Annotated in this window: 28 protein-coding genes; 17 read left to right on the top strand and 11 right to left on the bottom strand. The window is 72.7% G+C overall.

All coding sequences use genetic code 11. The features are described 5' to 3' along the window. Positions 1 to 29: 29 nt before the first annotated feature. The 3 genes from B0E54_RS02275 to B0E54_RS02265 are packed head-to-tail and all read right to left on the bottom strand — an operon-like array spanning position 30 to position 2,460. Positions 30 to 767: a hypothetical protein gene (locus B0E54_RS02275; protein WP_234581541.1), complete on the bottom strand. Its 738-nt coding sequence runs from the start codon at positions 765 to 767 to the stop codon at positions 30 to 32. A 2-nt stretch (positions 768 to 769) separates the two neighbouring features. After that, entirely contained in the window at positions 770 to 1,567 is a 798-nt protein-coding gene (locus B0E54_RS02270) for an ABC transporter permease (protein WP_234581540.1), read from the bottom strand. After that, on the bottom strand, positions 1,564 to 2,460 hold the full coding sequence (locus B0E54_RS02265) for an ABC transporter ATP-binding protein (RefSeq protein ID WP_234581539.1): 897 nt from the start codon (positions 2,458 to 2,460) through the stop codon (positions 1,564 to 1,566). The genes B0E54_RS02270 and B0E54_RS02265 overlap by 4 nt, the downstream gene beginning before the upstream one ends. A 132-nt stretch (positions 2,461 to 2,592) precedes the next feature. Between B0E54_RS02265 and B0E54_RS02260 the strand changes: the two genes are divergently transcribed. From B0E54_RS02260 to B0E54_RS02250, 3 genes are all read left to right on the top strand, one after another. Then, on the top strand, positions 2,593 to 3,852 hold the full coding sequence (locus B0E54_RS02260; protein ID WP_234581538.1) for a sensor histidine kinase: 1,260 nt from the start codon (positions 2,593 to 2,595) through the stop codon (positions 3,850 to 3,852). Further along, positions 3,831 to 4,550, top strand: coding sequence for a response regulator transcription factor (locus B0E54_RS02255; protein ID WP_255786329.1), 720 nt, complete (start codon positions 3,831 to 3,833; stop codon positions 4,548 to 4,550). Before B0E54_RS02260 ends, B0E54_RS02255 begins: the two co-directional genes overlap by 22 nt. A 126-nt stretch (positions 4,551 to 4,676) precedes the next feature. Next, on the top strand, positions 4,677 to 5,168 hold the full coding sequence (locus B0E54_RS02250) for a hypothetical protein (protein WP_234581537.1): 492 nt from the start codon (positions 4,677 to 4,679) through the stop codon (positions 5,166 to 5,168). Positions 5,169 to 5,268: 100 nt separating this feature from the next. On the opposite strand, the gene B0E54_RS02245 is transcribed toward B0E54_RS02250, so the two are convergent. Beyond that, positions 5,269 to 6,057 (bottom strand): D-Ala-D-Ala carboxypeptidase family metallohydrolase, encoded by a 789-nt coding sequence (locus B0E54_RS02245; RefSeq protein ID WP_234581536.1) that lies wholly within the window; start codon positions 6,055 to 6,057, stop codon positions 5,269 to 5,271. Positions 6,058 to 6,362: 305 nt separating this feature from the next. Here B0E54_RS02245 and B0E54_RS02240 point away from each other — a divergent pair, with 305 nt between their 5' ends. Next, complete coding sequence (locus B0E54_RS02240) at positions 6,363 to 7,001, top strand: DUF6642 family protein (RefSeq protein ID WP_234581535.1); 639 nt, start codon at positions 6,363 to 6,365, stop codon at positions 6,999 to 7,001. 94 nt (positions 7,002 to 7,095) lie between these two features. Beyond that, positions 7,096 to 7,560 carry a PPOX class F420-dependent oxidoreductase gene (locus B0E54_RS02235; protein WP_234581534.1) on the top strand — a complete coding sequence of 155 codons (465 nt, stop codon included), beginning with the start codon at positions 7,096 to 7,098 and terminating at the stop codon, positions 7,558 to 7,560. A gap of 216 nt (positions 7,561 to 7,776) precedes the next feature. On the opposite strand, the gene B0E54_RS02230 is transcribed toward B0E54_RS02235, so the two are convergent. Both B0E54_RS02230 and B0E54_RS02225 read right to left on the bottom strand, forming a co-directional pair. After that, positions 7,777 to 8,418, bottom strand: a complete 642-nt coding sequence (locus B0E54_RS02230; protein ID WP_234581533.1) for an NAD(P)-dependent oxidoreductase — start codon at positions 8,416 to 8,418, stop codon at positions 7,777 to 7,779. A gap of 53 nt (positions 8,419 to 8,471) precedes the next feature. Further along, positions 8,472 to 9,704, bottom strand: coding sequence for a serine hydrolase (locus B0E54_RS02225; RefSeq protein ID WP_234581532.1), 1,233 nt, complete (start codon positions 9,702 to 9,704; stop codon positions 8,472 to 8,474). Between the two features lie 94 nt (positions 9,705 to 9,798). Between B0E54_RS02225 and B0E54_RS02220 the strand changes: the two genes are divergently transcribed. From B0E54_RS02220 to B0E54_RS02210, 3 genes are all read left to right on the top strand, one after another. Then, a complete protein-coding gene (locus tag B0E54_RS02220; RefSeq protein WP_234581531.1) occupies positions 9,799 to 10,392 on the top strand; it encodes a pentapeptide repeat-containing protein in 594 nt (197 codons plus the stop codon). A 189-nt stretch (positions 10,393 to 10,581) separates the two neighbouring features. Next, entirely contained in the window at positions 10,582 to 11,550 is a 969-nt protein-coding gene (locus B0E54_RS02215) for a hypothetical protein (RefSeq protein WP_234581530.1), read from the top strand. A gap of 99 nt (positions 11,551 to 11,649) precedes the next feature. Then, positions 11,650 to 11,979: a hypothetical protein gene (locus B0E54_RS02210; protein WP_234581529.1), complete on the top strand. Its 330-nt coding sequence runs from the start codon at positions 11,650 to 11,652 to the stop codon at positions 11,977 to 11,979. Positions 11,980 to 12,018: 39 nt separating this feature from the next. Here the strand turns inward: B0E54_RS02210 and dacB are convergent, their stop codons facing one another. Together dacB and B0E54_RS02200 are read right to left on the bottom strand one after the other, a co-directional pair. Then, positions 12,019 to 13,602 carry a D-alanyl-D-alanine carboxypeptidase/D-alanyl-D-alanine-endopeptidase gene (gene dacB / locus B0E54_RS02205; RefSeq protein WP_234581528.1) on the bottom strand — a complete coding sequence of 528 codons (1,584 nt, stop codon included), beginning with the start codon at positions 13,600 to 13,602 and terminating at the stop codon, positions 12,019 to 12,021. 51 nt (positions 13,603 to 13,653) lie between these two features. Continuing rightward, a complete protein-coding gene (locus B0E54_RS02200; RefSeq protein WP_234581527.1) occupies positions 13,654 to 14,385 on the bottom strand; it encodes an MIP/aquaporin family protein in 732 nt (243 codons plus the stop codon). Between the two features lie 108 nt (positions 14,386 to 14,493). On the opposite strand from B0E54_RS02200, the gene B0E54_RS02195 reads away from it, so the two are divergent. Beyond that, a complete protein-coding gene (locus B0E54_RS02195) occupies positions 14,494 to 15,567 on the top strand; it encodes an NAD(P)-binding domain-containing protein (RefSeq protein WP_234581526.1) in 1,074 nt (357 codons plus the stop codon). 190 nt (positions 15,568 to 15,757) lie between these two features. Further along, a complete protein-coding gene (locus B0E54_RS02190) occupies positions 15,758 to 16,039 on the top strand; it encodes an adhesin (protein ID WP_007456076.1) in 282 nt (93 codons plus the stop codon). 40 nt (positions 16,040 to 16,079) lie between these two features. On the opposite strand, the gene B0E54_RS02185 is transcribed toward B0E54_RS02190, so the two are convergent. Further along, a complete protein-coding gene (locus tag B0E54_RS02185) occupies positions 16,080 to 17,150 on the bottom strand; it encodes a beta family protein (RefSeq protein WP_234581525.1) in 1,071 nt (356 codons plus the stop codon). 91 nt (positions 17,151 to 17,241) lie between these two features. Between B0E54_RS02185 and B0E54_RS02180 the strand changes: the two genes are divergently transcribed. From B0E54_RS02180 to B0E54_RS02165, 4 genes are all read left to right on the top strand, one after another. Beyond that, positions 17,242 to 18,135 carry a sulfotransferase domain-containing protein gene (locus tag B0E54_RS02180; protein ID WP_234581524.1) on the top strand — a complete coding sequence of 298 codons (894 nt, stop codon included), beginning with the start codon at positions 17,242 to 17,244 and terminating at the stop codon, positions 18,133 to 18,135. Between the two features lie 245 nt (positions 18,136 to 18,380). Beyond that, positions 18,381 to 18,773, top strand: coding sequence for a cupin domain-containing protein (locus B0E54_RS02175; protein WP_234581523.1), 393 nt, complete (start codon positions 18,381 to 18,383; stop codon positions 18,771 to 18,773). Between the two features lie 39 nt (positions 18,774 to 18,812). Then, on the top strand, positions 18,813 to 20,609 hold the full coding sequence (locus B0E54_RS02170) for a glycoside hydrolase family 15 protein (RefSeq protein ID WP_234581522.1): 1,797 nt from the start codon (positions 18,813 to 18,815) through the stop codon (positions 20,607 to 20,609). A gap of 247 nt (positions 20,610 to 20,856) precedes the next feature. Further along, positions 20,857 to 22,233 (top strand): pectate lyase, encoded by a 1,377-nt coding sequence (locus B0E54_RS02165; protein WP_234581521.1) that lies wholly within the window; start codon positions 20,857 to 20,859, stop codon positions 22,231 to 22,233. Positions 22,234 to 22,272: 39 nt separating this feature from the next. On the opposite strand, the gene B0E54_RS02160 is transcribed toward B0E54_RS02165, so the two are convergent. Continuing rightward, complete coding sequence (locus tag B0E54_RS02160) at positions 22,273 to 23,463, bottom strand: threonine synthase (RefSeq protein ID WP_234581520.1); 1,191 nt, start codon at positions 23,461 to 23,463, stop codon at positions 22,273 to 22,275. A gap of 14 nt (positions 23,464 to 23,477) precedes the next feature. Continuing rightward, entirely contained in the window at positions 23,478 to 24,527 is a 1,050-nt protein-coding gene (locus B0E54_RS02155) for a DNA polymerase ligase N-terminal domain-containing protein (RefSeq protein ID WP_234581519.1), read from the bottom strand. A gap of 94 nt (positions 24,528 to 24,621) precedes the next feature. Here B0E54_RS02155 and B0E54_RS02150 point away from each other — a divergent pair, with 94 nt between their 5' ends. The 3 genes from B0E54_RS02150 (at position 24,622) to B0E54_RS02140 (ending at position 26,656) form a co-directional block, all read left to right on the top strand. Continuing rightward, positions 24,622 to 25,410: an aldo/keto reductase gene (locus B0E54_RS02150; protein ID WP_234581518.1), complete on the top strand. Its 789-nt coding sequence runs from the start codon at positions 24,622 to 24,624 to the stop codon at positions 25,408 to 25,410. Between the two features lie 125 nt (positions 25,411 to 25,535). Next, a complete protein-coding gene (locus B0E54_RS02145) occupies positions 25,536 to 25,691 on the top strand; it encodes a hypothetical protein (RefSeq protein ID WP_234581517.1) in 156 nt (51 codons plus the stop codon). Further along, positions 25,691 to 26,656, top strand: a complete 966-nt coding sequence (locus B0E54_RS02140; RefSeq protein WP_234581516.1) for an N-acetylmuramoyl-L-alanine amidase — start codon at positions 25,691 to 25,693, stop codon at positions 26,654 to 26,656. The genes B0E54_RS02145 and B0E54_RS02140 overlap by 1 nt, the downstream gene beginning before the upstream one ends. Positions 26,657 to 26,712 lie beyond the last annotated feature (56 nt).

Here is a 26,712-nt window from a genome sequence, read left to right as displayed (position 1 = left end):
CGCGCTCCCAGGATCTCCTGGGACAGACGCTACCGTCCCTTCGGCTCCCGCTCGGCCGAAGTCGGTTGTCCCGCACCGGGGACGGCGGTCCGCCAGTACTGGCGTTTGCCCTCGTCGCGCAGCACCACCCCGAGTCGTCCCAGCTCCCGTCGCAGCTCCCGGGCGTCGTCGCGGCGGTCCCGCTCGATCGCGCGCTCCCGGGCGCGCAGCAGCGCGTCCGCGCCAGCGGGCAGACCGGGCAGGTCGGGCACCCACAGCCGGTACGCCGACCGGTGGGGATCGTCGTCCGCCCAGGCCCAGCCGTGCGCCCGGAACGCGGCGGCGAGCCGGGCGGCGGGCAGGTCCGTCGACTCCCGCACCAGTTCTGCCCCGTCGGCGTCGAGCAGCACCAGGTGCTTGTCGGCGAGGAAGACGACCCGGGTGTCGGCCCGCGCGACGCTCCGGTTCTGATCGGCGCGGCGCAGCCGGACCTGCGCCGCGTCGACGCTGACGATCAGTCGTTCGGCGGTGCCGATCCCGGCGAGGACCAGGCCGGCGAGGGTGCCCACGGCGATCGTGCCGGCGGTGGCCTGCGGCTCGGGCAGCCGGTCCAGCCACTCGACCAGGTCGCTGAACGGCACCCAGGGCAGCCGGGCGAGCCAGCCTGTCGTCGCGGCGAGGAGCCATCCGGCGCCCGCGCCGAGCAGCGGGAAACCACCCCAGAGGACCGCCAGTTCCAGCGGGCCGCCGCTGACGGTGGTGCGCGGACGGTGACCGGCCAGGTCCATGGTCAGGACACCTCGCGGCGCAGCGTCCGGACCAGGCCGACGGCCAGGGGCAGGACCATCCAGACGAGCAGGGACACCGCCAGCCGGCCCCACTGCCCACCGGTGAGCGCGTCGCCGCTGAACAGCGGCTCCATGGTCCGGTTGGTGTCCAGCCAGCCGGATGGGCCGCGCAGGGATCGGACCATCTCGCCGAGCACCGCCCACAGGGTGGGCAGCAGCAGATAACCGACGATCGCCAGCGGCGGATTGAGCAGCAACAGACCGAAGGCCGCACCCATCAGCACGCTGGCGACCTGGAGGATCGCCGCGTTCAGCAGCAGCGACCAGTCGAACTGCCAGGTGCCCGCGCCGCCGGTGGCGGACGCCACGAGCGTGCCGACGGCGGCGACGGCCAGGCTGGCCAGCACCGAGGCGAGCGCGGTGAGCACGACGGCGTTCAGCTTCGCGCCGATCACCCGCTCGCGGCGCGGCACCAGGGCGTACGTGGTGAGGGCGGTGCGTTGCGACCACTCGCTGGTGATCGACAGGATGCCCAGCACCGGCAGCAGCACCGACACCGGCAGCAGCGAGGGGCCGAAGAAGTCGAGGAAGGTCTGGTCGGCGACCTTCGCGTAGATCAGCTGGAGGGTGACGATCGCGGCGGTGACCAGGCCGATGGTGATCAGCAGCCAACGGCCGGCCCGGGTGTCGACGAGCTTGCGCAGTTCCACGGCGGTGAGCCGGAGCAGCGACGGACGGCGTACCGCCGTGTGCTGCCGGGGCGCGACGGCGCCGGCGGCGGGCGCGGTGGTGGTGGTCATCGGACGGCCTCCCTGGTGGACTCGCCGGCGGTGAGGGTGAGGAAGAGTTGTTCGAGGCCACCGCTGCCGGCCGGACGCAGCTCGGCCAGCGCGACCCCCGCGTCCGCGGCGGCCTGGCCGACCGTCTCGGCGTCGGCCTGCACGAGCAGACCGTCGGTGCCGTCGGTTGCGCTGAGACCCGCCGCGTCCAGTGCCCGGCGCAACGCCGCGCCGTCGCGGGCCCGCACGAGCGAGCCGCCCCCGGCGAGCAGGTCGTTCTTGTCGCCCTGGGCCACGATCCGGCCGCCCCCGATCACCACCAGCCGGTCCGCGACCGCCTCCACCTCGCGCAGCAGGTGGGAGGAGAGCAGCACGGTGCCGCCCCGGTCGGCGAAGTCGCGCAGCAGGCCGCGCATCCAGAAGATCCCCTCCGGGTCCAGGCCGTTGGCCGGCTCGTCGAGGATCAACACCCGGGGATCGCCGAGCAGCGCCTGCGCCAGGCCGAGCCGCTGGCGCATCCCCAGCGAGTACGCCCGGACCCGACGCTTCGCGGCCACCGCGTTCAACCCGACCAGGTCGAGCTTCGCGGCGACCTCGCGCTTGTCCAGACCCATGGTGTACGCGGACAGCGTCAACGCCTCGCGGCCGGTGCGCCCGGCGTGCTGGGCGGAGGCGTCCAGCAGCACCCCGACCTCCCGCCCCGGGCTGGGCAGGTCCCGGTAGGGGCGCCCGGAGACGGTGGCCCGGCCGGCCGTCGGCGCGGTGAGGCCGCAGATCATCCGCATGGTGGTCGACTTGCCGGCGCCGTTGGGGCCGAGGAAGCCGGTGACCGTGCCCGGTTCGCACTGGAACGACACGTCGTCCACCGCCGGGTGTGGCCCGTATCGCTTGGTGAGGTTCTCCACGGTGATCATGCCGACGAGCGTGCCCGCGCCACCCGGCCATCCGCTGCGGCCGCCGGTCGGTGCCGCACCGACCTTGGTCGACGCTCCGGTCGATACTTTGGTAGCTGGTTGCCGGTGCCCGTTGCTGCCTAGCATGGGCGCGTGACCAGCCTCGCCGTCCCGGAACACCCCTGGCTGCTGCCAGGGGAGCTGGTCGTGCCGGGCGAACGCGAACGTGACCGGGCACACCCCCGCCGCACCACCCGCGACTGGATCGTGGACAGCCTCGCGTTCCTGGCCGGGCTGCTCTGGGTGTTGTTCGCCACCGTGGACGCCCTGTCGCCCTCCCCGGAGACGGCGATTCCGCTGCCGCACGACTGGATGGTCGGTGTGGACGCGCTGCTCGGGCTGGCCTCCTGCGGGCTGCTCTGGGTGCGGCGGCGGTGGCCGCTCGGGTTGGCGGTGGCCACCCTGCCGTTGAGCGCGTTCTCGTTGGCCGCGGCCGTCCCGCTGCTGATTCTGTACTTCACCGTCGTGGTGCACCGCCGCACCGCCGTCGCGATCGCGTTCACCGGTGCCGGCCTCGTCACCAACCTGATCTTCAGTTGGACGCGGCCGGACCCGAGCATGCCGTACTGGGCCACCGTGTCCTGGGGCATGGTGTTCAGCTTGGCCGTGCTGGCCTGGGGGATGTTCGTCCGGGCCCGGCGACAGTTGATCGTGTCGCTGCGGGAGCGGGCCGAGCGGGCCGAGGCCGAGCAGCAGTTGCGGGTCGCCCAGGCCCGACACCTCGAACGCACCCGCATCGCCCGGGAGATGCACGACGTGCTGGCCCACCGGATCTCGCTGCTGAGCCTGCACGCGGGCGCGCTGGAGTTCCGCCCCGACGCGCCGGCCGACGAGGTCGCCCGGGCCGCCGGGGTGATCCGGGGCAGCGCCCACGCCGCCCTGCAGGACCTGCGGGAGGTCATCGGTGTGCTCCGGGCCGACGGCGACAACACCGGCGACGCCCCCGAGCCGCCGCAGCCCACCCTCGCCGACCTGCCCGCCCTGATCGAGGAGTCACGCGCGGCCGGGGTGCGGGTGAACCTCACCGACACCGTCGTCGCGCCCGGGGCCGTGCCGGCGGCGCTGGGGCGGGCGGCGTACCGGATCGTGCAGGAGGGCCTGACCAACGCCCGCAAGCACGCGGCCGGTGCGGCCGTCACCGTGGACGTGGCCGGTGGCCCGGGCGCCGGGCTGACCGTGGCGATCTCCAACCGGTGGCCGCTGGGCACGCCGGCCGGGGGCGAACTGCCGGGCGCCGGCACCGGGCTGGTCGGTATCACCGAGCGGGTCACCCTGGCCGGAGGCCGGTTGGCGCACGGGCGGGACGAGGCCGGCGACTTCCGGCTGGCCGCCTGGCTGCCGTGGCCGGCGTGACCGGGCCGTCCGGCGGGGCCGGGGAGGCCACCGCGCCGGTGCGGGTGCTGATCGTGGACGACGACGCGCTGGTCCGGGCGGGCCTCTCGATGATCCTCGGCGGCCTGGCGGACCTGCGGGTGGTGGGTGAGGCTGCCGACGGCGGCGAGGTTCCGGCGGCGGTCGCCGCGTACGCACCGGACGTGGTCCTGATGGACATCCGGATGCCCCGGGTGGACGGGCTCACCGCCACCGAGGCGCTGCGCGCGCGACCGAACCCGCCGGAGGTGCTGGTGTTGACCACCTTCGACGCCGACGAGCAGGTGCTGCGGGCGCTGCGCGCCGGCGCGGCCGGTTTCCTGCTCAAGGACACCCCTCCGGCGGACATCGTGCACGCGGTACGCCGGGTGGCCGCGGGGGAGGCGACGCTCTCCCCGACGGTGACCCGCACGCTGATCGACCACGTGACCGCCGCCCCGGGTCTGGCCGGCCCGGATCCGCGTCGCGAGCGGGCGCTGCGGCTGCTCGACGGGCTCAGCGAGCGGGAGCGTCAGGTGGCGGTCGCGCTGGGGCGGGGCCGCACCAACGCGGAGATCGCGGGGGAGCTGTTCATGAGCGTGGCGACGGTGAAGGCGTACGTCTCCCGGCTGCTCACCCGGCTCGATCTCAACAACCGGGTCCAGGTGGCCCTGCTGGTGCACGACGCCGACCTCGTCTGAGCGCGCGTTAGGGGGACGGTTAGGGGGCGGGGGATTGAACTTTCGTCAGATGCCGGCCGTACCACTGCCCGAGGATGTCGGTGCGGTGGGTCCGCCGTACCGCTGCCGAACTGCGGGAGGCCTGCCGTGCGTGTTGGTGAGCAGTCGACGGATCCCATCGACCAGGTGCTGGGTGAGGTGCCGCTGCCGGCACAACTGACACCCGAGGATGTCCGGCTCGCGGTCCGGGCGGTGGTCGTGCACACCGCCGAGGAGTGGCCGACCGGGCCGTTGTGTCGCAACGACGGCGCCTCCTACCCGTGCCGCCTGCACCGGTGGGGGCGTCGGGTTCTTGAGACACACGGGCTCAACGAGCGCCAGATCGAGGCGTTGATCCAGCACGGCAACCCCTTCGTGCACGTGCCCTTCCCGTTCACCGCGACCGGGCCGTCGTCCGCGCGTCCCACCGGCGCCCGGCCGGCGGCGACCGCCGGCTATCCGGCGCCGGCTCCCGGCCGCGCCGGGCTCCCGGCGCGACACCAGGCCGCGCGCGTCACCCCTGCGGGGGTACGACAGGCCTCTGCCGGCCGGCCGGTGACTCCCCCCGTCACCGCGCCGCGCTGGCCCCGGGCCAGCTGAGCGGCGCTACCCCCGCCCGCCCTGTCCGGGGCGACACGACGTCGGCCCGACGCGGAGATTCCCCACCCGCGCCGGGCCGACGTCACACCGGCCGGTTCGTTCAGTCGTTACCGGCGCCGACGCCGCAGTCCGGCGCGGACCAGCTCGTCGTGTTCGAGCTGTGGTCGCTGTTGTTCTCGCGCCGCGAGTCGACGTGCACGTGGTCGTCGTGGTCGGGGTAGCCCGGCCCGTAGATCCCGCTGAAGCCGTTGTCACGGGCGTCCTTGGCCACCCGGCACAGCGAGGACGTCCGCGAGGTGACGTCGGCGGCGTTGCCGTACAGGTGCTGGCTGTCCGAGGCGCCACCGACCTGGTTGTTGCAGGCGCGACTGCGGAAGCCACTCGACACGTTCAGCGGCTTGTCGCCGAGGCTCTTGCGCAGCGCCTCCAATTTCCACATGGTGCGCAGCGCGTTCTGCTTCGTCTGGTTCGCCGACAGGGGGCCGCCGCTCCAGCCGCTGCCGCCGCAGCCGTTGTCCAACTCGCTGTAGGTGAAGTGCGCGGGCGTGCAGTCGTTGTCCTGGAGTTGGTACAGCTTCGCGTAGGTCTGCGGTCCCGCGACGCCGTCGGCGCGCAGTCCGTACGCCTGCTGGAACCGCTTGACCGCGGCGGCGGTCTTCGGTCCGTAGCGACCGTCGTTCTCGACGATGTCCCGGTAGCCGGCCCAGCCGGCGACCCGGATCTGCAGCTGACGGACGTCGTCGCCGGAGCGCCCCTGGTAGAGGTTGCGGTTCCAGGTGTAGCAGCCGTCCGCGTACGCTGCCGGCGCGGCGACCACCGACGCGATCGCTGCCCCGGGCAGTGCCAGGGCGAAAGCGACAGCAACTCGCTTCAAGGTGTTTACGCGCACAGAAGTCCTCCCGATAGGAGAGCGAATGGGGTTGCTTCGGGACATCGACCGGGACGTCCCGTGATTTCCACCCTCGCACTGATCGGTGCGCTAGGCGGCAATTAACGAGAATTGTCCTCACGATTCGTTGTTCCTGGGCATCGGCTGTGAATTCGACTGATTTGTGAAACAGCCATTTCCCCCCGATCGGCCCGGTGGCGCAAGAACTGCACCGAACGTCGCATTCGGCCACACCCAGGGTGATGTTCCTCGCCCGGCGGGGGCCGGTAACGTCAGCCCCGGGCTGCGGACTGGCGGAGGTGCACGTGGCACGCGGTGGCGTCTTCTGTGTCGAGGGTCAGTGGCACCGCGACCTCAACGAACGCGGTTCCGTGCTGCCCACCCTCGAACTGCTGGAGCGGCTGGGCAAGATCCGCTTCATCCACAAGGACGCGGCCACCCGCGACGAGCTGTTCTACTTCCTGGACCGCTGGCTGCTCAAGCAGTACGCCGACCACCGCGTCGGCTTCTTCGCCATGCACGGCGAGCCCAGCCGGCTCTGCCTCACCGACTGGCAGTCGGTGGAGCTGAACGAGGTGGCCGAGCTGATGGCCGGCCGCTGCGAGGGGCGCCGGCTCTATTTCGGCAGCTGTTCGGTCCTCCGCGCGTCGGACGCGGTGCTGCGCGAGTTCCTGGAGGTCACCGGGGCCGCCCTGATCTGCGGTTTCACCCGGGACGTCGACTGGGTCGAATCGGCGGCCTTCGAAACCGTCCTGCTCGACGTGCTGGCCAACGGGCAGCGGCACAACGCCGCCGAGCTGCGGATGGGCTCCGCGCACTGGGCGCCGCTGGCCTCGTACCTCGGCTTTCGGGTGATCTATGCCAACGGCCGGGCCTGGCGCCCGGCCGGCCGGCCCCGCGTGCCCACCCAGGCCGTGCCCCGCGCCGCCACCGGCCCCCGCTGACCCGCCCCCCGGCTGACCCGCCCCCGGCTGACCCGCCCTGCTGACCCGCCGCCCTGCCGCCGCTGGTTCGTGGCCGCCCTGGTAGGACTGAGTGATGGCGCCCAGCATCGCGAAGAACACCCGGGTCGACCGGGACGCCCTGCTCGACTTCCTCCGGCCTCGGCACCGTGTCGTGCTGATGACCACCCGGGCCGACGGCCGTCCGCAGTCCTCCCCGGTCTCCGCCGGCATCGACGGCCAGGGTCGGCTCGTCGTGTCCACCTACCCCGAGCGGGCGAAGGTCACCAACATCCGCCGTGACCCCCGGGTCTCGGCCTGCGTGCTGTCCGACGACTGGAACGGCCCCTGGGTGCAGCTCGACGGCACCGCCGAGGTGCTGGACCTGCCCGAGGCGCTGGAGCCGCTGGTCGAGTACTTCCGCAGCATCTCCGGCGAGCACCCGGACTGGGACGACTACCGGGCGGCAATGGTGCGCCAGGGCAAGGCGCTGATCCGGGTCACCATCGACGCCTGGGGCCCGATCGCCACCGGCGGCTTCCCGGCCCGCCTCGCCGACTGACCGCGCCTTCCCGGTAGGCGGCGGCGACCGCCACCCCAGGTCCGCCGGCGTCCGAACCTCCGAGCGCGCCCGTACCCGGCGGGTGGGTTGGCGTCCTGTCGAGCTGCCCCAGATATGGGGCGGGCTGCGCGCTGTCCTCTGCGGTTGGTTGCCCCACAGCTGGGGCAGCTCGACAGGGCGCGAAGGGGAGGTAGCTTCCTCGGTCTCGACGGGCGGTCAGTACGCGGCGGTGAAGCGCGTGTTGACGTACCGGGGCTGCTCGATCTCGTCGACGATCGCGACCGCCAGGTCCTCGTAGGTGAGCACCGACCGGCCCTGGTCGTCGGTGACCGGTTCGTCGGTGCCGGTGCGATAGTGCCCGGTGCGGTCGCCGGGGTGGAACTCCAGCGGCGGCGGAGAGACGTAGGTCCAGCTCACCCCGTCGGCGGCGGTGCGGTAGTAGTCCAGGGCGTCGGCCTGGCCCAGCGCCGCGTCCCGATACTGCTCCGGGAAGTCCGGCTCGTCGAGGATGCGGGTGCCACGCGGCGTGAGCAGCGTCGACCCGCCGCCCAGGTGGATGATCCGGGGTGCGGCCGGCATCGACCGCAGGGTGGTCACCAGGTTCTCCGCGGCGCTGCGCCACAGCCCGCGCTCGCCGCCGCCGATCGCCACCACCAGCGCGTCCGCCTCCGGCGCCAACTCCCGGACACTGCGCTCGCTGGTGGCGTCGCCGGTGACAGTCCGTACCCCGGCCGGCAGGTACGAGGTGGCCTCCGGGCGGCGGACGGCGGCGATCACCCGGTGCCCACGGTCGGCCGCCTCGGCGGTGACCCGCGACCCGGCGGTGCCGCCCGCGCCAAACACGACGATGGTGCTCACCAGCCCAGGCTAGGGACCGGGCCGCCCGCCCGTCGGCGGAACGCCGATCCCGGTCAGTCGACGAGAGCGGCGTAGACGAGCTGGCGCAGCTGGGAGCGCAGCGGGTACGTGCTCGACGGCATGAGCTGGGTGAACAGCAGCGCGGTGATCTCCTCGGCCGGGTCGACCCAGAACGCCGTGCTGGCGACCCCACCCCAGTAGTACTCGCCGACGCTGCTCGGCACCCGGCTCGGGACCGGGTCCTCGACCACCGCGAAGCCGAGGCCGAAGCCGATCCCGTCGAGGGTGGTCTCGGCGAAGCCGCCGGTGGACAGGGTGCCCAGATCCTGCCCGCCGGGTAGATGGTTACGGGTCATGAAACGCACCGTGCGCGGCCCGAGCAGGCGTACGCCGCCAAGCTCCCCGCCGCGCAGCAGCATCTGCGTGAACCGGTGGTAGTCGGCGGCGCTGGAGATCAGGCCACCGCCGCCGGAGAGCAGGCCCGGCTTGTGGTGCGCGAGCGTGCCGAGCCGGTCGTAGCGGACCGCCCGCCCGCTCCGCGGATCCGGTGCGTAGAGCGCGGCCAGCCGCTCGGCCTCGTCGCCCTCCACCCACCAGCGGGTGTCGGTCATCCCCAGCGGGCCGAAGATCCGGTCGGCGAAGAAGGCGTCCAGGCTCTGCCCGGAGACGACCTCGACCAGCCGGCCGAGCACGTCCGTGGCGACCGAGTAGCCCCAGGCCGTGCCGGGCTCAAAGAGCAGGGGCAGCTCGCCGAAGGCCGCGCAGGCGCCTGCCAGGTCGACGTCCGCCGGCGGGTACAGGTCGTAGCCGGCCGCCCGGTAGATCCCGTCGACCACCGAGGTCTGCATGAAGCCGTACGTCAGGCCGGCGGTGTGGGTGAGCAGGTGCCAGACCCGGATCGGCTCGGTCGCCGGCACGGTGTACGGCTTGAGGGCCGAGCCCTTCGAGTAGACCCGCACGTCGGCGAACTCGGGCAGCCAGCGGCTGATCTCGTCGGTCAGCTCGAAGCGGCCCTCCTCCCACAGCATCATGGCCGCGACCGAGGTGACGGGCTTGGTCATCGAGTAGATCCGCCAGAGCGTGTCCGCTTCGACCGGGGCGCCCGACTCGCGATCCCGCAGGCCGTACGTCGAGGAGTGCGCCACCTCGCCGCGCCGGGTGACCACCACCTGCCAGCCCGCCAACCGGCCGTCGTCGACGTACCCGCCGAAGTGCTCGTCGATCCGCGACAGCCGCGCCGGGTCGAAGCCGATCTGATCGGGGTCCTTGCTCCGCGCCACACTCACGTCGCCGAACCTACTCGCCGGTACTCCGCCACCGGAAGGGGCTGCCCCCACCGGGCCGTTCCGGGGCGTCGGTGGGCGGCACTAGCCTGGCCGGATGCCGGAGTTGACCGAGGACAAGACCTTCCGCCACGAGGACTGGTACGCCGAGGAGCTGACCGACCGCCAGTTCGTGGCGTGCGAGTTCTTCGACGTGGACCTGACCGAGGCGGTCACCCGTGGAGCGGTCTTCACCGGCTGCACCTTCGGCAACGTGCAGTTCAACGCTTCCCGACATCTCGACTCGGCGTTCACCCGCTGCGTCTTTCGGCGCTGCAACTTCTTCGAGGCCGAGTTCACCGGCTGCAAGCTGGTCGGGAGCAGCTTCGTCCAGTGCGAGCTTCGTCCGTTGCGGGTCGACGGCGGCGACTGGTCGTTCGTCGCGCTGCCCGGGGCGGACCTGCGCGCCGCCTGGCTGAGCGGCGTACGGATGCGCGAGGCCGACCTCACCGGGGCCAACCTGACCGGTGCCACGGTGACCGGGGTCGACCTCTCCGGGGCGCAGCTGCACAACTGCCGTCTCGGCGGCGCCGACCTGCGGCGCAGCGACCTCACGGCGCTGGATCCGACGTCCGTCGAACGGGCCGGTGCCATCGTGGACGCCGAGCAGGCCCTCGTCATCGCGCAGGCGCTCGGCTTCCGGATCGGCTGACCCGGGGTAGCTCCCGGTCGATCGACCGCGGGATCGCCGGCTGTCCCATACCGTCCCGATCCGGACTGGACACGCCAGCCTGTCCCGATTTAGCGTGTCGTCCACGCCTGTGCAAACGTGAAGCGACCCACAGTGGACGGTCGATCCCGTCGCGTGCGGTGGTGGCCGGGCGGCGGACTGGAGGGGTCGGTGGCGGACGAGGACCGTACGCGGGCGGATTCGCGGGCCGGGGACGAGTCGACCGGCCGACCGCCGTCGCACCGCCCGCGGAGCCTCGCCCTCGGGCTGAGCCACCGGACGCTGCGCCGGCTCGCCCGTGCCCGACAGCGGCGGCGCTGGGCGCTGGAAGGGCTTGGAGCGGTCGTCTGCCTCGCGATGCTCGTCGCGTACCTCGGCACCCGGTCCGGCCCGGAGCCGGGCGAAGGTCCGGTCGGCGGCTCGGGGGGCGTGCCCGCCGGAGCCACCCGACCGACAGCCCTTCCGGCCGCCGACGGGCGTGCCACCGATGCCGGGCCGGCGCTGCCCGGGCTGCGCCCCCGGGAGCGTCCACCCTCGCCCGAGCCGCCGCCGCCGTCGACGAGCGCGCCCGCTCCGCCGCCGAAGAAACCGGAGGCGTCGCTGCTGTCGGTGAGCCGCGCCGAGGTCCCCGCCGAGGTCGACCTCACCGCCGTGGGCACCCGCGACTGGATGCACTGGGGGCTGCGCGGCGGCAAGTCGACAGTGCGCAAGCGCTCCGGCTCCGGGGAGATCGTCGACGGTGGTGGGAAGGGCGCCCGGGTCGGCTGGGACGGCAACCAGGAGGTCGTCCGCTGGTCCGACGGCGCACCCGAGCGGTGGGACCGTGGCAGTTCCGACGGCGTCTACACCTGTGGCGTGGGCAACGGGTTCACCCTGACGGTCGCCGGCAGCGGGGCGCCGCGCACCGTGCAGCTCTACGCCGGGATCTGGATGGCACGGGGTCGGTTGGACGCCCGCCTGTCCACCGGTGGGCCGGTCCGCACCGTACGCCTGGAGGATCCGTACACCAGTCAGAGCGCCCAGTTCACCATCCGGTTCGAGCTGCCGAAGAACGCCCGGTTGGTGCTGACCTGGACCGTCGAGAAGGTCTTCACCGAGCACTGCGGCAACGTCGGCCTCCAGGCCGTCGCGCTGCGCTGAGCCTTCGAGGTGGCGGGACAGTTTGTCCGTCGCGCTCGGTCGACGGCGACGTAACTTTCTGCTGTCCCCGTCTCACCTTCCACTGTGGAGTAAGCGCAGATGAGCAGCAGTACCGCCCACCGCGTCCGTCCCGCCGTTTCCTCTGGCGCCGATGAGCTGCCCGGCGAGGTGCTCCGCGACATTCCTCTGCCGCCGTACGTGACGGGCGAGGACGCCCAGTTCGCGGTGCGCGCGGTGGTGGTGCACGCGCCCCGGCGCTGGTCCGGCGGGGTCGTCTGTCGCAACGACGCCAGCCCACACCCGTGCCGGCTGCACCGTTGGGGCGCCCGGGTGCTGGCGCTGCGTGGCCTGCGGGCCGCCGAGATCGCCGCGCTCATCGAGCGCGGCGACCCCGCGGCGGTGCCCCCCACACCGAACCGCCCGGCCTGACCCCACCGCCGGGGCTGCGCCGGTTTCCGGCCCCCCGGGTCAGCAGGTGATCGGCTTGACCCAGGAGCACTCCACGCCCTCGGGCGTACGCGGCGTCTCCGGCACCGCGGGCGGCGCGACCCGTGCCGCGCTCACGCCGTCATTCCGATGGCTGGCCAGCGCCACGGCGATCTGGTCCTCCAGTGGCTTGACCGACGCCGTCAGGTAGTTGTTCAGCAGGATGGAGAACGCCAGCAGGTGGCCGTCCGCGCTGGTGACGTAGCCGGACAGCCCGGAGACGCCGGTGAGGCTGCCGGTCTTGGCGTGTACGTTGCCCGCCGCCGGAGTGCCGGCCATGCGGCTGCGCAGCGTGCCGCCGACGAACCGTTCCGGCTGCCCGGCGATGGGCAGCGCCGCGTACCAGGTGGGGAACCAGGGCTCCGCCCGGACGGCGGCCAGCAGGTCGACGAACTCCGTGGCCGGCACCAGGTTGCGCCGGGACAGGCCGGAGCCGTCGCGCTGGCGCAGCGTCCCGGTGTCCATCCCGGTGTCGGCGACGTACTCGCTGATCGCGGTGAGGCCGGCGGACCAGGTGCCGGCGCCGGAGAGCACCCGGCCGATCTCCTTGGTCAGGACCTCGGCGTGCCCGTTGTTGGAGAGCTTGAGGAACGGCGTCATCAGCTCACCGAGGCTCATCGAGTCGTGTCGGGCCACCGGGTGGGCCGTCTCCGGGGTGGCCTGGCCGAGCACCGTCCGGCCGAGGACCCGTACGCCGTGCCGGTGCAGCGCCGCCCGGAAGACGTCGGCCGCGTAGCCGGTGGGCTCCCAGACGGTCACCCAGTCGCTGGCGGGCTCGTCGCCGACGGCGATCTGACCGGTCACCACTATCGTGTTGCCGCCGTGTTCGCGTTCGATGGAGATCGAGGTCTCGCCCTCGGTGACCGTCTCGGCGCGGTTGTCGATGTGGACGTAGCCGGTGGGCGGCGTGGTGGTGACCACCGGCCGGGCGCCGGCCCGGTCGGCGGGCGCGGCGTGCACGATCACGGTGCCCGCGTCGTAGTCGGTGTCCGGCGCGACGGTCAGCGCGGAGACCTGCGCGGCGTAGTAGTAGGGCTCGTCGTCCCAGGTCCAGTCGGGGCCCAGCCGGGTGCGGTCGTAGCGGGTGTCGTCGGCGATCAGGTTGCCGGTCACGACCCGGACGCCGTCGGCGGCGACCTGCGCGGCCAGGGCGTCGTAGTCGGCCGCGAGCATGGTCGGATCACCGCCGCCCCGCAGGTACAGATTGCCGGAGAGCAGCCCGGCGCGGCGCTTGCCGGTGGTGTGGACGTCGGTGCTGAAGTGGTGCCCGGGGCCGAGCAGTTCCAGGGCGGCGGTCGAGGTCAGCAACTTGGTGTTGGAGGCCGGGACCAGTCGCCGGTCGCCGTTGCGGTCGTAGAGCGTCTGCCCGGTGCTGGTGTCGACGACGACCACCGACGTCTGTGCGCCGGCCAGCCGACTGTCGGCGAGGATCGTGTCGATGGTGGCGCGCAGTCGGGTCGTCGCGGGAGTGGGCGACTCGGCGGTGGCGCCGGACGCGCCGACGGTGGCCGTGGTGACGGCCAGCGCGAGCAGCGCGACAGCGCGCGGAAAGAGACGACGATGCATGCGCCGATGCTGTCACGAAGGTAATCGCCAGGAAAGGGCCTGGGGCGAAGGTTATTGCCGTTCGGGTTCCGGCGGTCCCCCCACGGACCTTTTGTGACCGCCCCAGTAGTGTCGCTGCGCGCCCATGGCCAGCGGCGCCACCAGCGCGGCGAGCGCCCCGCCGAGCAGCGGGAAGACGACGAACACCCAGAGCTGGCGCAGTGCGGTGCCGCCCTCGAAGACGGCCGGACCGAAGGCGCGGGCCGGGTTGACCGCGGCCCCGGTCAGCGTCACGCCGACCAGTTGCGTCGCCGCCAGGGCCAGCCCGATCGCCACCCCGGCGGTGCCCGGATTCTCGCTACGACTGGTCACGACCAGGACCACCAGCACGAAGAGGAAGGTCAGCACGATCTCCAGCACGGCCGCGCCGCCCCGGTTGATGTGCGCGCCGTACCCGTTCGAGCCGAGCGCTCCGGTCTGGTCCGCCACGTCACCCCAGCGGGTCAGCGCCCAGAGCAGGAAGCCGGCCACTGTCGCGCCGGCGAACTGGGCGATCCAGTAGGCCACCGCGCCGATCGCCGAGATCTTGCCGGACAGCAGCACGCCGAGGGTCACCGCCGGGTTGACGTGACTGCCCGAGAGCGGACCGATCGTGTAGACGAGGGCCAGCATGACGAACCCGAAGGCCAGCGCGACGACCACCACGCCACCCTGCACCCGGGCGGCGACGGACGCACCCACGCCGAAGAACACCAGCAGCAGGGTGCCGAGGAATTCGGCAGCGGCGCGACGGGCGTCATCCATTCACCCAGCGTAAGGACAATTCGGGCGAATCGGCGGGGAATCGGCGCTGTGAGCAGGGCGACGACCCGCGACGGGCACAGCGCAGCCGGACATCGCGTTGCACAACGTGTGAACACCCACTCCGTCGACGTCGTGGTCATCGGTGCCGGCCAGGCGGGCCTGATCGCGGCGTACCACCTGCGCCGCACCGGGTTCGCTCCCGGCGACGGCTTCGTCGTCCTCGACGGTGACGACGGCCCGGGTGGGGCCTGGCGGCACCGCTGGCCCACCCTGCGCCTGGAGCGTGTGCACGGCTTCCACGACCTGCCCGGGATGCCCTTCCCGCCCGCCGACCCGCAGCGTCCGGCCGCCGAAGCGGTAAGCGCCTACTTCGCCGCGTACGAGCGCGCCTTCGACCTGCCGGTCCGCCGGCCGGTGCGGGTCCGTGCCGTACGCCCGCGCCCGGACGGCCGCCTCGACGTCGACGCCGACCACGGCAGGTGGACCGCGCGGGCCCTGATCAACGCGACCGGCACGTGGACCAGGCCCTTCTGGCCGTACTACCCGGGTCGTTCGTCGTTCCAGGGGCGACAGCTGCACACCGCCGACTACCAGGGGCCGGCCGAGTTCGCCGGCCGTCGGGTGGTGGTGGTCGGAGGCGGCACCTCCGCCGTGCAACTCCTCGCGGAGGTCTCGACCGTCGCGGCCAGCACCACCTGGGTGACCCGCCGGCCACCGGAGTTCAGCGACGGCGAGTTCGGCCCGGAGCTGGGCCGGGCCGCCGTGGCTCGGGTGGACGCGGCGGTACGGGCCGGACGCCCGCCGGGCAGCGTCGTGGGTGTGACCGGACTGCCTGTCACACCCGAGATCCGTCGGCTGCGCGAGCGTGGCGTGCTCGATCGGCTACCCGTCTTCGACCGCATCACACCCGACGGGGTGGCCTGGACCGACGGGCGGTTCGTCCCCGCCGACATCATCCTGTGGTGCACCGGTTTCCGCGCCGCGCTCGACCACCTGGCGCCTCTCGGTCTGCGCGCGGCGGGCGGTGGAATCGTCATGGACGGCACCCGCGTGGTCGCCGACGAACGGGTCCACCTGATCGGCTACGGCCCCTCGGCGAGCACCATCGGCGCCAACCGGGCGGGCCGCGCGGCGGTCGCCGAGATTCGCTCGTTGCTCGCCCCCACCCCCGTGCTCGACTGATCCGGCTCTATTTGACGGATCGGTCGGCAGCGGGCACCGTGGGCAGGGAAGGGGCCCTCAGCTGCCCCGATTCGACGCGACGGCGATGACCGTCCCTCCCGTCGCCTCCCACGCGTGCTCGTACGCGGGCCACCTGTCCGGTCTGCGCGACAACCGACCGCGAGCCGAGAATCCACGAGGAGTTCCGCAAATGCTCACCATGACCGACAATGCCGTGCTCGTCATCCGTGACCTCGCCAACCAGCAGGACGTGGCCGAGGACGGCGGTGTGCGGATCGCCGCCGACGCCGACGCCGGATCGCTCACCGTGGAGCTGGTGCCCGAGCCGGAGCAGGGCGACCACGTCGTCGACAACCAGGGTGCCCGGATCTTCCTCGACCCGGACGCCGCCGAGCTGCTCGGCGACGCCTCGGTGGACGCCACAGTCGACGACGAGGGCATCATCCAGTTCGGTTTCACCGAGCAGCAGTAGCACCCGGACCAGGCAGTCCAGGCACGTTCCCGGCGGCACCTCACCGCAGCGGTCGCCCGCGCTGCGGCGGGCCCGGCCGGGGGTTCCACCCGGGATCGGTGCTGTCGTCCGGTCGCGCCAACGTGGCGAGCACGTGCGCCAGGTGGTGCGACGTGCTCCACGCCGTCCAGTTGGCGACCGACCCGGCGCCGGCGCCCCGACGGGCGCGGCGCAGCAGCTCGTGGTCGCCCCAGGAGAACGCCGCTCCGGCGCTCGACCAGTGCGGTGCCGCCACCAGCGTGCGGCACAGGTCGGCGAAGCGGTCGTCCCCCCGGCCGCCGCGCCGCGACCAGCGGTAGACCCACCAGGCGTCGTCGGCGGTGTACCGCACGGTGGGCGTCCGGTCGCCCGGATCGCCGGAGTCGGACAGCGCCGGACCGACCCCGTAGTCGCCGTAGTCCACCCCGACGTCGGCCAGCCGCTGCCAGAGCTGCCAGTCCCACCGCTCCAGCCGGACCGGCTCGTCGGTGGGCAGCCGGGACAACGTCGGCGGCATACCGCCGGCCGCCACCGTCGCCGAACGCCAGGCGTGCCGCCGGGCCCAGTCCAGCAGCCGGCGTACCCGCGGCTCGGCCACCCGCACGTCCGCCGGGCAGCAGACGTCGCCCGCGTCCACCAGCAGGTCGCACTCCTCCGGAACGAGGCCGGTGAGCCGCCAGATCCGCTCGACGGCGGTCGTGTCCGCGTCCGGGCCCGCCCGGTCGTGCGCGGCGCGCAGCCGGACCAGCGCCCGCCGCGCGTACGCCCGGGCCGCCGTGCCGTGCGCGACCAGCCGCCGGTCACTCTCCGCGAGCCCGATGACCGGCATCAGCGGTACGCCCCACCGGGCCAGCTCGGTGTCGGCCGAGTCGGGCAGGGCGGCGACGTCGACGGCCGGCAGCAGGCCGGACGGCAGGCGGCGCAGGGCGTCCCTGGTGGCGCGGTCGACGGTGCTGACCTCAAGGATCGGGGCGAGCAGCGGGGCGACCGCGGGGTCGAGGTGGTTCAACGCTTCCAGCTCGCCGCGTCGGCGGCTGGCGAGGATGGGGCGGTAGACCGGTTCCGCCGCCCGGCCCCGCTCGGCGGGCACCATACTTCAATCTAGTCAGGCATTCACATGCCTTCACAGCTTCCGGGCCGAAAATTCGCTGCCTGGCTGTCGTGTCGGCGACTACGCTCGCCCGATGTCCGCGTCACCCCACCGTTACCGCTCCCTGGACGAGGACAGCGCCCGCTGGGTCGGGTTCCCGTTCCGCGACGGCGACATCGTGATCAGCACCCGGTCCAAGAGCGGCACCACCTGGATGCAGATGATCTGCGCGCTGCTGGTGCTGGGCACCGCCGAGCTGCCGGCGCCGCTGCCCGAGCTGTCGCCCTGGCTGGACTGGCTGGGCGAGCCGCGCGACGCGGTGTACCAGCGGCTGGCCGCCCAACCGCACCGCCGGTTCATCAAGACGCACACCCCGCTGGACGGGGTGCCGCTCGACCCTCGGGTGCACTACGTGGTGGTGGCGCGGCATCCGCTGGACATGGCGGTGTCCCTCTATCACCAGTCCGGCAACCTGAACCGGGTCCGGATGGCCGAGCTGACCGGCCAACCAGTGCCGGCGGGACCGCCGCGGGCCCGTCCGTCGGTGCGACAGTGGTTGTCGAGCTGGGTCGACCACGAGGTGGACCCGCGCGTGGAGCTGGACTCGCTGCCCGGGGTTCTCTGGCACCTGAGCGACGCCTGGGCCCGCCGACACGAGCCGAACGTCGAGCTGGTGCACTACGACGACCTCCAGGCGGACCTGGGCGGCCAGATGCGCCGCCTGGCCGACCGGTGGGGTGTCCCGGTGTCCGTCGAGCGCTGGCCGGCGCTGGTCGAGGCGGCGACGTTCGGCCGGATGCGGGAACGTGCCGACCAGCTCGCCCCGGACATGCTGGGCGTGCTGCGGGACCGCCGCGCGTTCTTCCGCCGGGGTGGCTCGGGGCAGGGGCGCGGCATGCTGGACGCGGCCGGTCTGGCCCGCTACGAGCAACGGGTGCGCTCCCTGGCCCCGCCCGACCTGGTCGCCTGGCTGCACCGCGACGCCTGAAGGGGGTGCGCAGACGAGCGCGCGGCGCCGTTTCGACAGTTGTCGGAACGTCGCCGCGCTCTGGCCGTCTCCCACCACCGCAGCCGTTCGGCGGTACGCCAGCGGGGACCTGGCTCGACCGGCCGTTCGCGCCGGTCAGCGTTGTCGATCCCCGGTCCGGGCGGATCCAAACCTGCCGACCGTGGGGAATTCCACCATCTGCCAGTCCCGGCGTGACGCGCGGCCGAACGGGGTATGAGCGGGCCATGGAGCATTTCACGATCGCGACCGTCGCCGAGAAGAGCCCGGACTTCCGGCGGGTGCTGTGGACCGGCGAGCACACCCAGCTGGTGATCATGACCATTCCGCCGGGCGGGGAGATCGGCGAGGAGGTGCACGAGGGGATCGACCAGATCCTGACCTTCGTCAGCGGGACCGGCGAGGCCCGGGTCGCCGGTGCGAAGCGGGAGGTCGTCGCGGGCGACCTGGTCGTCGTGCCGTCCGGGACGAAGCACAACTTCGTCAACACCGGCCCCAACCCGCTGGTGCTCTACACCGTCTACGGCCCTCCGGAGCACGCCGACCAGGCCGTGCACCACACCAAGGAGGAGGCCGACAAGGCCGAGGAGGCCGGCGAGGACGAGCCGCCCACGTCGTGACGGCTGCCTGAACCAGGCCGATCCGGGTACGCCCGGCGGGTGACGCAGCCGGCGATCTCCGACTACGGGTTCCTCTCGGATGCCCGTTCCGGCGCGCTGGTCGGGAAGGACGGCTCGATCGACTGGTGGTGCCCCCACCGGTTCGACGGCGCCTCGGTCTTCGGGCGGCTGCTCGACCCGAGCGGGGGGTACTTCCGTTTGGCGCCGGTCGGAGTGGGTGGCCCCGGGTACCGGGTCGAGCGCGCGTACCGGCCGGACACGCTGGTGCTGCGGACGGTGCACCACACGCCGCACGGCAGCGTGGCGGTGACGGACGCGCTCGCCGCCGAGATCGGCGCCCGCGCGCACGACCTGGGCAAGAACTCACCCGCTGTGCTCATCCGGGTGGTCGAGGGCCTGTCCGGGCGGGTGCGGATGGCGTTGGACTTCGCTCCCCGCCCGGAGTACGGGCTGCTCACGCCGTATCTGCACGAGCAGCCCGGGGGTGGGGTGCTGGCCGGGGCCGGCCCGGTGGTGCTGGTGCTGCGCGCCGATGATCTGCCGCTGCGGGCCGGCGGGGACCGGGTGACCCACGAGTTCGAGGTCTCCACCGGCCAGGTCGTCGCGATGGACGTGGCGTTCGGTCAGACGTACGGGACGCCGCCCGCCCGGCTGGACCCGCTGGCCGCCCTCGCCGAGACGACGCGGGCGTGGGAGGCGTTCCGGCAGACGCACGGGTACTCCGGCCGGTACGCCAAGCTGGTCCGGCACAGCGCGACAGTGCTGGGTGGTCTCACGTACGCCCGCAGTGGCGCGGTGGCCGCGGCGCTGACCAGCTCGTTGCCGGAGCAGATCGGCGGCGACCGCAACTACGACTACCGCTACTCCTGGCTGCGGGACTTCTCACTGACCATGCGCGCGCTCTGGGTGGCGGCCTGTCCGGACGAGGCGTCGCGGTTGTTCGCCTGGGCGACCCGGTCGATCGGCCGGTTCGGCGACGAGCCGGTGCCGGTGCTCTTCGGGTTGGAGGGCGAACGCGACATCTCCGAGCACCACTGCAATCACCTGCGCGGATACCGCGACAGCCGCCCGGTGCGGGTCGGCAACGACGCCTGGAAGCAGCGGCAGCTCGACGTGCCGGGCGAGGTGATCTCGGCGGTGTGGCGGCTGCGCGACTACCTCGGCACACCGTTCGAGGGGGAGTTGCGGGAGATGGTGCTCGGGCTGACCGAGCAGGTGGCGGGGACCTGGCACCTGCCGGACCGGGGCATCTGGGAGACCCGGGACGAGGAGCGGCACTACGTCTCCTCGAAGGTGTCCTGCTGGTTGGCCATGGATCGGGCGGTGGGGCTCGCCGACCGGCTCGGTGAACGGGCCGACCCGCGTCGGTGGGCCGGCGTACGCGACGAGATCCGCGCGGCGGTGCTGCGCGACGGGTGGAACGACCGGATCGGGGCGTTCACCGGCTCGTTCGGTTCGGCGGAGTTGGACGCCTCGGTGCTCGCACTGCCGGTGGCGCACTTCCTGCCGGCGACCGATCCCCGCATGCGGTCGACCATCGCGATGGTGGAGCGGGAGTTGGGAACCGACGACGGGCTGGTCCGGCGGTGGACGACCGACCCGGCCGGGTTCCTGATGTGCTCGTTCTGGCTGGTGGAGTGCCTGGTGATGGCGGGTGAGCCGCGCCGGGCCGAGGAGCTGTTCGAACGCGTGGTGGGTCACGCCAACGACGTGGGCCTGTTCAGCGAGCAGATCGACCTGACCACCGGTGCGCAGCTGGGCAACACGCCGCAGGCGTTGTCCCACATCGGGCTGATCAACGCGGCCTGGCGGCTGACCGAGCCGGACAGCTTCTGACCCGGGCCGCCGAAATCCTGCAACAGACCTGCAAGCGTCAGGCATTGACGCTGATGCGTGCGCAGTCCTAGCCTCGAAGAGACGGGAAAGCCCTTTCCCACGGCTTTCATCCCGCTTCATCCCACTGTCGGAGCCGGGCATCCGACGGGGCACACCGATCCCCGCTCTCACGGCAGCGCGCCGTGCCGGCACGTCCCCGCGCGGCCAGACCCAGGGATCGCCACCACACGCGTCAAGGAGGACAACCGTGCACAAGAGACGACACCCCGGCCGACGACCACTGGTGCTGGCGGTGGGCGCCGGCGTGACGGCGGCGGCGCTCACCGTCGGCATGACGTCGGCCTTCGCGGCCACCATCTTCACCGACACCTTCAACGACGGTGACGCCTCCGGCTGGTCCAAGTCCGGCGGCACCTGGGCTGTCGACGGCTCGGGCGTGCTCAACCAGTCGAACGCCGGCAGCGAGCTGGCCCGGCAGTTCGCCGGTCAGACCAGCTGGACCAACTACTCCGTACAGGCCCGGGTCCGGCCGGCGAGCTTCGGCTCGTCCAGCGGCCTGGTCGGCCTGGCCGCCCGGTCCACCAGCAGCACGAAGATGTACCGGCTGGCCCTGCTCGGCTCCGGCCGGGCCGAGTTGCAGGCCGTCAACGGCAGCAGCATCACCGCGATCGGCTCCGCGTCGCTCGGCGTCGCCACCGGCACGTGGTACACCCTGCGCATCGAGGCGAGCGGCAGCACCATCCGCGGCTTCGTCAACGGCACCCAGATCGCCTCGGGCAGCAACAGCCTGGCCAGCGCGGGCCGGATCGGCCTGGTCACCGCGTACGCCAGCGGCGGGTTCGACGACGTGGTGGTCGACTCGTCCGGCGGCGGCACCCCGACCACGCCACCGGCGACCACCGCGGCGCCGAGCACCCCGCCGCCCACCACGTCGGGCCCGACCACCCCACCGCCGTCGGGTTGGCCGACGCCCACCGGCAGCCAGAAGGTGGACGCCACAATCGGAGTGTCCGGCACCTTCGACGGCGGGCTCAAGCGCTACTACGGCATCGGCGACGGCGGGCAGAGCGAGAGCCAGGACCCGATGTTCGAGCTGGCCGCCGGCGCGACCCTGCGTAACGTGATCATCGGTGCGCCGGCCGGCGACGGCGTGCACTGCAACGGCAACTGCACCCTGATCAACGTCTGGTGGGAGGACGTCGGCGAGGACGCCGCCACCTTCCTCGGCGGCACCACGTACACCGTCGACGGTGGCGGTGCCCGATCCGCAAGCGACAAGGTCTTCCAGCACAACGGCCCGGGCACCGTCTACATCAGGAACTTCCGGGTGGAGAACGCCGGGAAACTCTACCGGGCCTGCGGCAACTGCTCCTCGTCGTACCAGCGGCACGTGGTGATCGACAACGTGGTCGTCCGGGACACCGACGCGGTGGCCGGCATCAACACCAACTGGGGCGACACCGCCCGGTTCAGCCGGATCACCATCGTCGGCGACCCGGACCGGGAGACCTCGATCTGTGTCAAGTACAAGGGCGTGCCCAAGGGCAGCGAGCCGACCAAGATCGGCGAGGGCGCCGACGGCGTCAACTGCTTCTACACACCGTCCGACATCACCTACCAGTAGGCCCGGCCGCCGGCACCCCACCGTCGGTGGGGTGCCGGCTCAGGCCATGACGGGTACGCCTGAGACGTCCACCGTCTCCGGATACTTCAGCCCCGCGCCGGTGTTGAGCACCACCACCCGTTCCCCGGCCCGGATCCAGCCACCGGCGCGCAGCTGCCGCGCCGCCGTCAGGCAGGCCGCGCCCTCCGGGCAGAGCAGCAACCCCTCGCGGGCGGCGAAGTCCCGCAGGTCGGTCAGGATCTCGGCGTCGTCGACGGCGACCGCGGTGCCGGCCGACGCCCGCAGCGCGGCCAGGATCAGCTCGTCACCCAGCGGGGACGGCACGGTGATGCCGAACGCCACAGTGTGCGCGTCCTCCCACGGCTGCGCCCGGTCCTCGCCGGCGGCGAAGGCCCGCACGATCGGCGCGCAGCCGGTCGACTGCACCGCCACCAGCCGGGGCAGCTTGTCGCCGACCCAGCCCAGCTCGCGCATCTCGTGCAGCGCCTTGTGGATGCCGATCAGGCCGACCCCGCCACCGGTCGGGTAAATGATCACGTCGGGCACCTGCCAGCCGAGCTGCTCGACGATCTCGTACCCCATCGTCTTCTTGCCCTCCAGGCGGTAGGGCTCGCGCAGCGTGCCGGCGTCGAAGATCGTCCCGTCCGACTCCGCGATCAGCTCGGCCACCTTGCGGCCCGCGTCGCTGATCAGCCCGTCCACCAGACGCAGATCGGCTCCCGCTGCCACACACTCGCGCCGGCAGATGGTCGGCGCCGCCAGCGGCATGACGATCGTGGCGCCCATCCCGGCGCGCGCCGCGTACGTCGCCCACGCCGAACCGGCGTTGCCGTTGGTGGGCATCGCGATCCGCTCGACACCCAACTCGCGAGCCCGACTCACGCCCACCGCGGCGCCGCGTGCCTTGAACGAACCGGTCGGGATCAACCCCTCGTCCTTGACCATCAGGTCCGCGATGCCGATCTCGGCACCGTACGACGGGGCCCGCAGCAGCGGCGTCCAGCCCTCACCGAGCGTGGTGACGTGCCGGGGATCGGCGACGGGCAGCAGCTCCCGGTACCGCCACAGGTCGGCCGGGCGCAGCGGAAAACGCTCCGGGGTGACCGCCTTCGCCACCGCCGGCAGGTCGTATCGGGCCAGTAGCGGCGAGCCGCACTCGCAGAGGTTCTGCGGCTTGTCGGCGGCGTACTCCAGGCCACAGCGTGGGCAGTCCAGATGGGTCAGGTACACGTCGCTCCTCGCCGTCAGGCCGCGTCGATGCTCAGCCACCGTCGGCTGCGCCGGCCCGGCTCGTACACCGAGTCCAGCCGCTTGGCGACCACACCCGGCAGCCCCTGCTCCCGCCCGGTGCGCAGGGCCTCGTCGCCGGCACCGGGAAACCACGGCGGAGTCTGCCAGTGCGTACCGGCCAACGCCAGCCCATCGAGCAGTTCCCGGCGTTGCGCGTACGGGACGTCGACGCTGCTCACGCCCTCCAACCACAGCAGGTCGACGAGCAGGAACTGGGCGCCGGCCGGAACCCGGCCACCGCTGGCGGGACGGGCGGGACGCACCCGGCCCGAGCCGTCGATGCGGACGAGCACACCGTCGAGCACCGCCTCGGTGGGCGCCAGCGCCTCGGCCATCGCGCGCAGCCACGGGTAGCCGCCGGTGATCTCCTCGTCGGTCTCGGCGAGCAGCCGCAGCCGGCCGCCGGAGACGTACGCCATGGCGCGGACCCCGTCCCAGCGCAGCTCGTATCCCCAGTCGGCGCGGTCGCGGGGCAGCCCGGCGGCGGGCGTGGCGTGCATCGGGCGGACCAGCTCCGGCATGCTCGTCCAACCCGGCGGCGCGGGATCGGTGCGCCGGATCATCCAATCCTTGCCGCCGGTGGCGAACAGCGCGTAGCGCCCGGCGGTGCGGTCACCGGAGAGGGTCACGATGACCTCGTCGTCGCGCCACTTCTCGCAGCGGTACGTGCCCCGGTCGTGGATGACCATCCGGCCGCCCCCGTACTCGCCAGCGGGGATCTCGCCGGAGAAGTCGAGGTACTCCATCGGGTGATCCTCGGTGTGCACGGCGAGGTGGTTGCGGCCCGGGTCGCGGGGCAGCCCGCGCGGCACCGCCCAGGACGCGAGCACACCCTCGTGTTCCAGTCGCAGGTCCCAGTGCAGGCTGCGGGCGTGGTGCTGCTGGATGACGAAGCGATCCGCGCCCTCGTCGGGTCTGGTCCCCGTGGGGGCGCCTTCTGGCACCGGCTCGGGCGTACGGGCCGCGTCGCGGCGGCGTCGGTACTCCTGCAGCCGGTCCGTCACACCCGCATTCTCCGGCAAACCGGGCCATTGCGCTGGACGCCGGAGTGTCCGGTTCGCTCGGCGTCCGGGGGCGCGGCGGGGTAGAACGGACCTCATGGACCTCAGCGACCAGCCCACCGCCCTGCTCCCGGGTGACGTGCGGATGCCCCTGCTCGGCTTCGGCACCTGGCAGGCCACCGGCCGGGCGGGCTACGACGCCGTGCTGGCCGCGCTCGACACCGGCTACCGGCACCTCGACACCGCCACCATGTACGGCAACGAGCGGGAGGTCGGCCGGGCGGTGCGGGAGAGCGGGCTGCGTCGCGAGGACATCTTCATCACCACGAAGCTCCCGCCGGACCGGGTCGGCCGGGAGCGCGAGACGTTGGAGGCAAGTCTGGAGGCGCTCGGCGTCGACCAGGTGGACCTCTGGTTGATCCACTGGCCGCCGTCGTCCCCGGCGGACAGCATCCCGATGTGGCGGGAGTTGCTGGCCGCCCGGGACGAGAACCTGACCCGTGCCGTCGGGGTCAGCAACTACAGCACCGGCGAGATCGACGAGTTGATCCAGTCGACGGAGGAGAACCCGGCGGTCAACCAGATCCGGTGGAGCCCCACGCTGTACGACCGGCAGCGGCACGCCGAGCACCGGGACCGGGGCGTGGTGCTGGAGGGGTACAGCCCCTTCAAGACCAGTGACCTCAGCGATCCGGTGCTGACCAGGATCGCCGCGGCGCACGGCGTCTCCCCGGCGCAGGTGGTGCTGCGCTGGCACATCGACCACGAAATCGTGGTGATCCCGAAGTCGGTGACCCCGGAGCGGATCACCGCCAACTTCGACGTCTTCCACTTCTCGTTGACGGCGGAGGAGATGCGCGACATCGACGCACTCGGTGACGCCTGAGTCGGCGGATTCCTTCAAGGATCGGCCCGGCCGTGAAGGGTATCGACATCGACGCTCATGACGGTATAGCGTGCCGTCATCACGCTCGTCGATGCGTGTGAACCCGTCGCCGCTGGAGGACCGCCATGGCCCGATCCCCGTCCGTCCGTCTGCGCCGTCGTGGGGTGCTCGGCATCCCCGCCCTGGTGGCCGCCGCGCTGACCACACTCGCCGTCCGACCCGCGCCGGCGAGCGCCGCGCCGAAGGCCGAGTGCCTGGCCGACCTGCTCAAGGACTCCTGATGGCGACGATTCCGTGGCTCGTCGACGTGCTGCGCGGCGCCGGGGTCCAGGTCGTCGTCGAGGGTGACTGGCTCAACCGGATGCGGCCCGGCTCCTTCGACCCGATCGGGGTGCTCTGGCACCACACCGCCTCGACCTCCAGTGCCAGCAACCCGCACCCGGCGCTCGGCATCTGCATCAACGGCCGCTCCGACCTGGCAGGCCCGCTCTGTCAGGCGCTCGTCGACTACAACGGCGTCTTCCACGTCATCTCCGCCGGCCGCTGCAACCACGCCGGCGTCAGCGGGGGCAGCGGGCCCATCCCCGCCGGGGACGGCAACACGCTGATGATCGGGTGGGAGATCGACTACAACGGCGTCGACCAGGAGATGACCGCCGCGCAGTACAGCGCGTCGATCGCCGCGACCGCCGCCGTGCTCACCCGCCTCGGCCGGGACAGCAGCTATGCCCGGGGCCACCGGGAGACCAGCACCACCGGCAAGATCGACCCGTCCTTCATCGATCTGAACGTGATGCGCGCCGACGTCGCCGCGAAGATGGCCGGCGGCGGAACCGCGTGGTCGTCCACGGTGGACAACACGACCTCCGGCCGGTTCACCGCCAGCGCCAACTGGGGTGTGTCGACGTTCTCCAGCCAGCGGTACGGCGCCGACTACCGCTACGCCGACCCGGTCGCGGCCAGCGATCCGGCCTGGTACAGGTTCAACGTGCCGGCGACCGGCTCCTACCGGGTCGAGGCGTGGTGGCCGACCAACAGCGGCTACAACAGCGCCACCCCGTACATCGTCGCCACCACCACCGGCAACCGGACGGTGTACGTGGACCAGCGCGCGACCGGCGGGCAGTGGCGCGTCCTCGGCACGTTCACCCTGCCGGCCGGCGACGCCAACCGGGTGGCGGTGAGCCGCTGGAGCAGCGCGGCGGGCCTGGTCATCGCCGACGCCGTACGCCTCACCCGGGTCTGATCTGTCCCGCCGCCCGGGACAGCCCGGGGGCGGTAGCGTGATCCACTCGGATTCCG

It is taken from the genome of Micromonospora sp. MH99 (assembly GCF_021442385.1).
In the GTDB taxonomy this organism is placed as follows: Bacteria; Actinomycetota; Actinomycetes; order Mycobacteriales; family Micromonosporaceae; genus Micromonospora.
The sequence above is the reverse complement of the archived record's forward strand: the minus strand, read 5'-3'. Positions and strand labels throughout refer to the sequence as shown.

Coding starts and splice junctions, on each gene's coding strand:
- B0E54_RS02275 (WP_234581541.1), bottom strand. CDS start 767: ATGGACCTGGCCGGTCACCGTCCGCGCACCACCGTCAGCGGCGGCCCG.
- B0E54_RS02270 (WP_234581540.1), bottom strand. CDS start 1,567: ATGACCACCACCACCGCGCCCGCCGCCGGCGCCGTCGCGCCCCGGCAG.
- B0E54_RS02265 (WP_234581539.1), bottom strand. CDS start 2,460: ATGATCACCGTGGAGAACCTCACCAAGCGATACGGGCCACACCCGGCG.
- B0E54_RS02235 (WP_234581534.1), top strand. CDS start 7,096: ATGGCGCCCAGCATCGCGAAGAACACCCGGGTCGACCGGGACGCCCTG.
- B0E54_RS02220 (WP_234581531.1), top strand. CDS start 9,799: ATGCCGGAGTTGACCGAGGACAAGACCTTCCGCCACGAGGACTGGTAC.
- B0E54_RS02210 (WP_234581529.1), top strand. CDS start 11,650: ATGAGCAGCAGTACCGCCCACCGCGTCCGTCCCGCCGTTTCCTCTGGC.
- dacB (WP_234581528.1), bottom strand. CDS start 13,602: ATGCATCGTCGTCTCTTTCCGCGCGCTGTCGCGCTGCTCGCGCTGGCC.
- B0E54_RS02200 (WP_234581527.1), bottom strand. CDS start 14,385: ATGGATGACGCCCGTCGCGCCGCTGCCGAATTCCTCGGCACCCTGCTG.
- B0E54_RS02190 (WP_007456076.1), top strand. CDS start 15,758: ATGCTCACCATGACCGACAATGCCGTGCTCGTCATCCGTGACCTCGCC.
- B0E54_RS02185 (WP_234581525.1), bottom strand. CDS start 17,150: ATGGTGCCCGCCGAGCGGGGCCGGGCGGCGGAACCGGTCTACCGCCCC.
- B0E54_RS02180 (WP_234581524.1), top strand. CDS start 17,242: ATGTCCGCGTCACCCCACCGTTACCGCTCCCTGGACGAGGACAGCGCC.
- B0E54_RS02175 (WP_234581523.1), top strand. CDS start 18,381: ATGGAGCATTTCACGATCGCGACCGTCGCCGAGAAGAGCCCGGACTTC.
- B0E54_RS02150 (WP_234581518.1), top strand. CDS start 24,622: ATGGACCTCAGCGACCAGCCCACCGCCCTGCTCCCGGGTGACGTGCGG.
- B0E54_RS02145 (WP_234581517.1), top strand. CDS start 25,536: ATGGCCCGATCCCCGTCCGTCCGTCTGCGCCGTCGTGGGGTGCTCGGC.
- B0E54_RS02140 (WP_234581516.1), top strand. CDS start 25,691: ATGGCGACGATTCCGTGGCTCGTCGACGTGCTGCGCGGCGCCGGGGTC.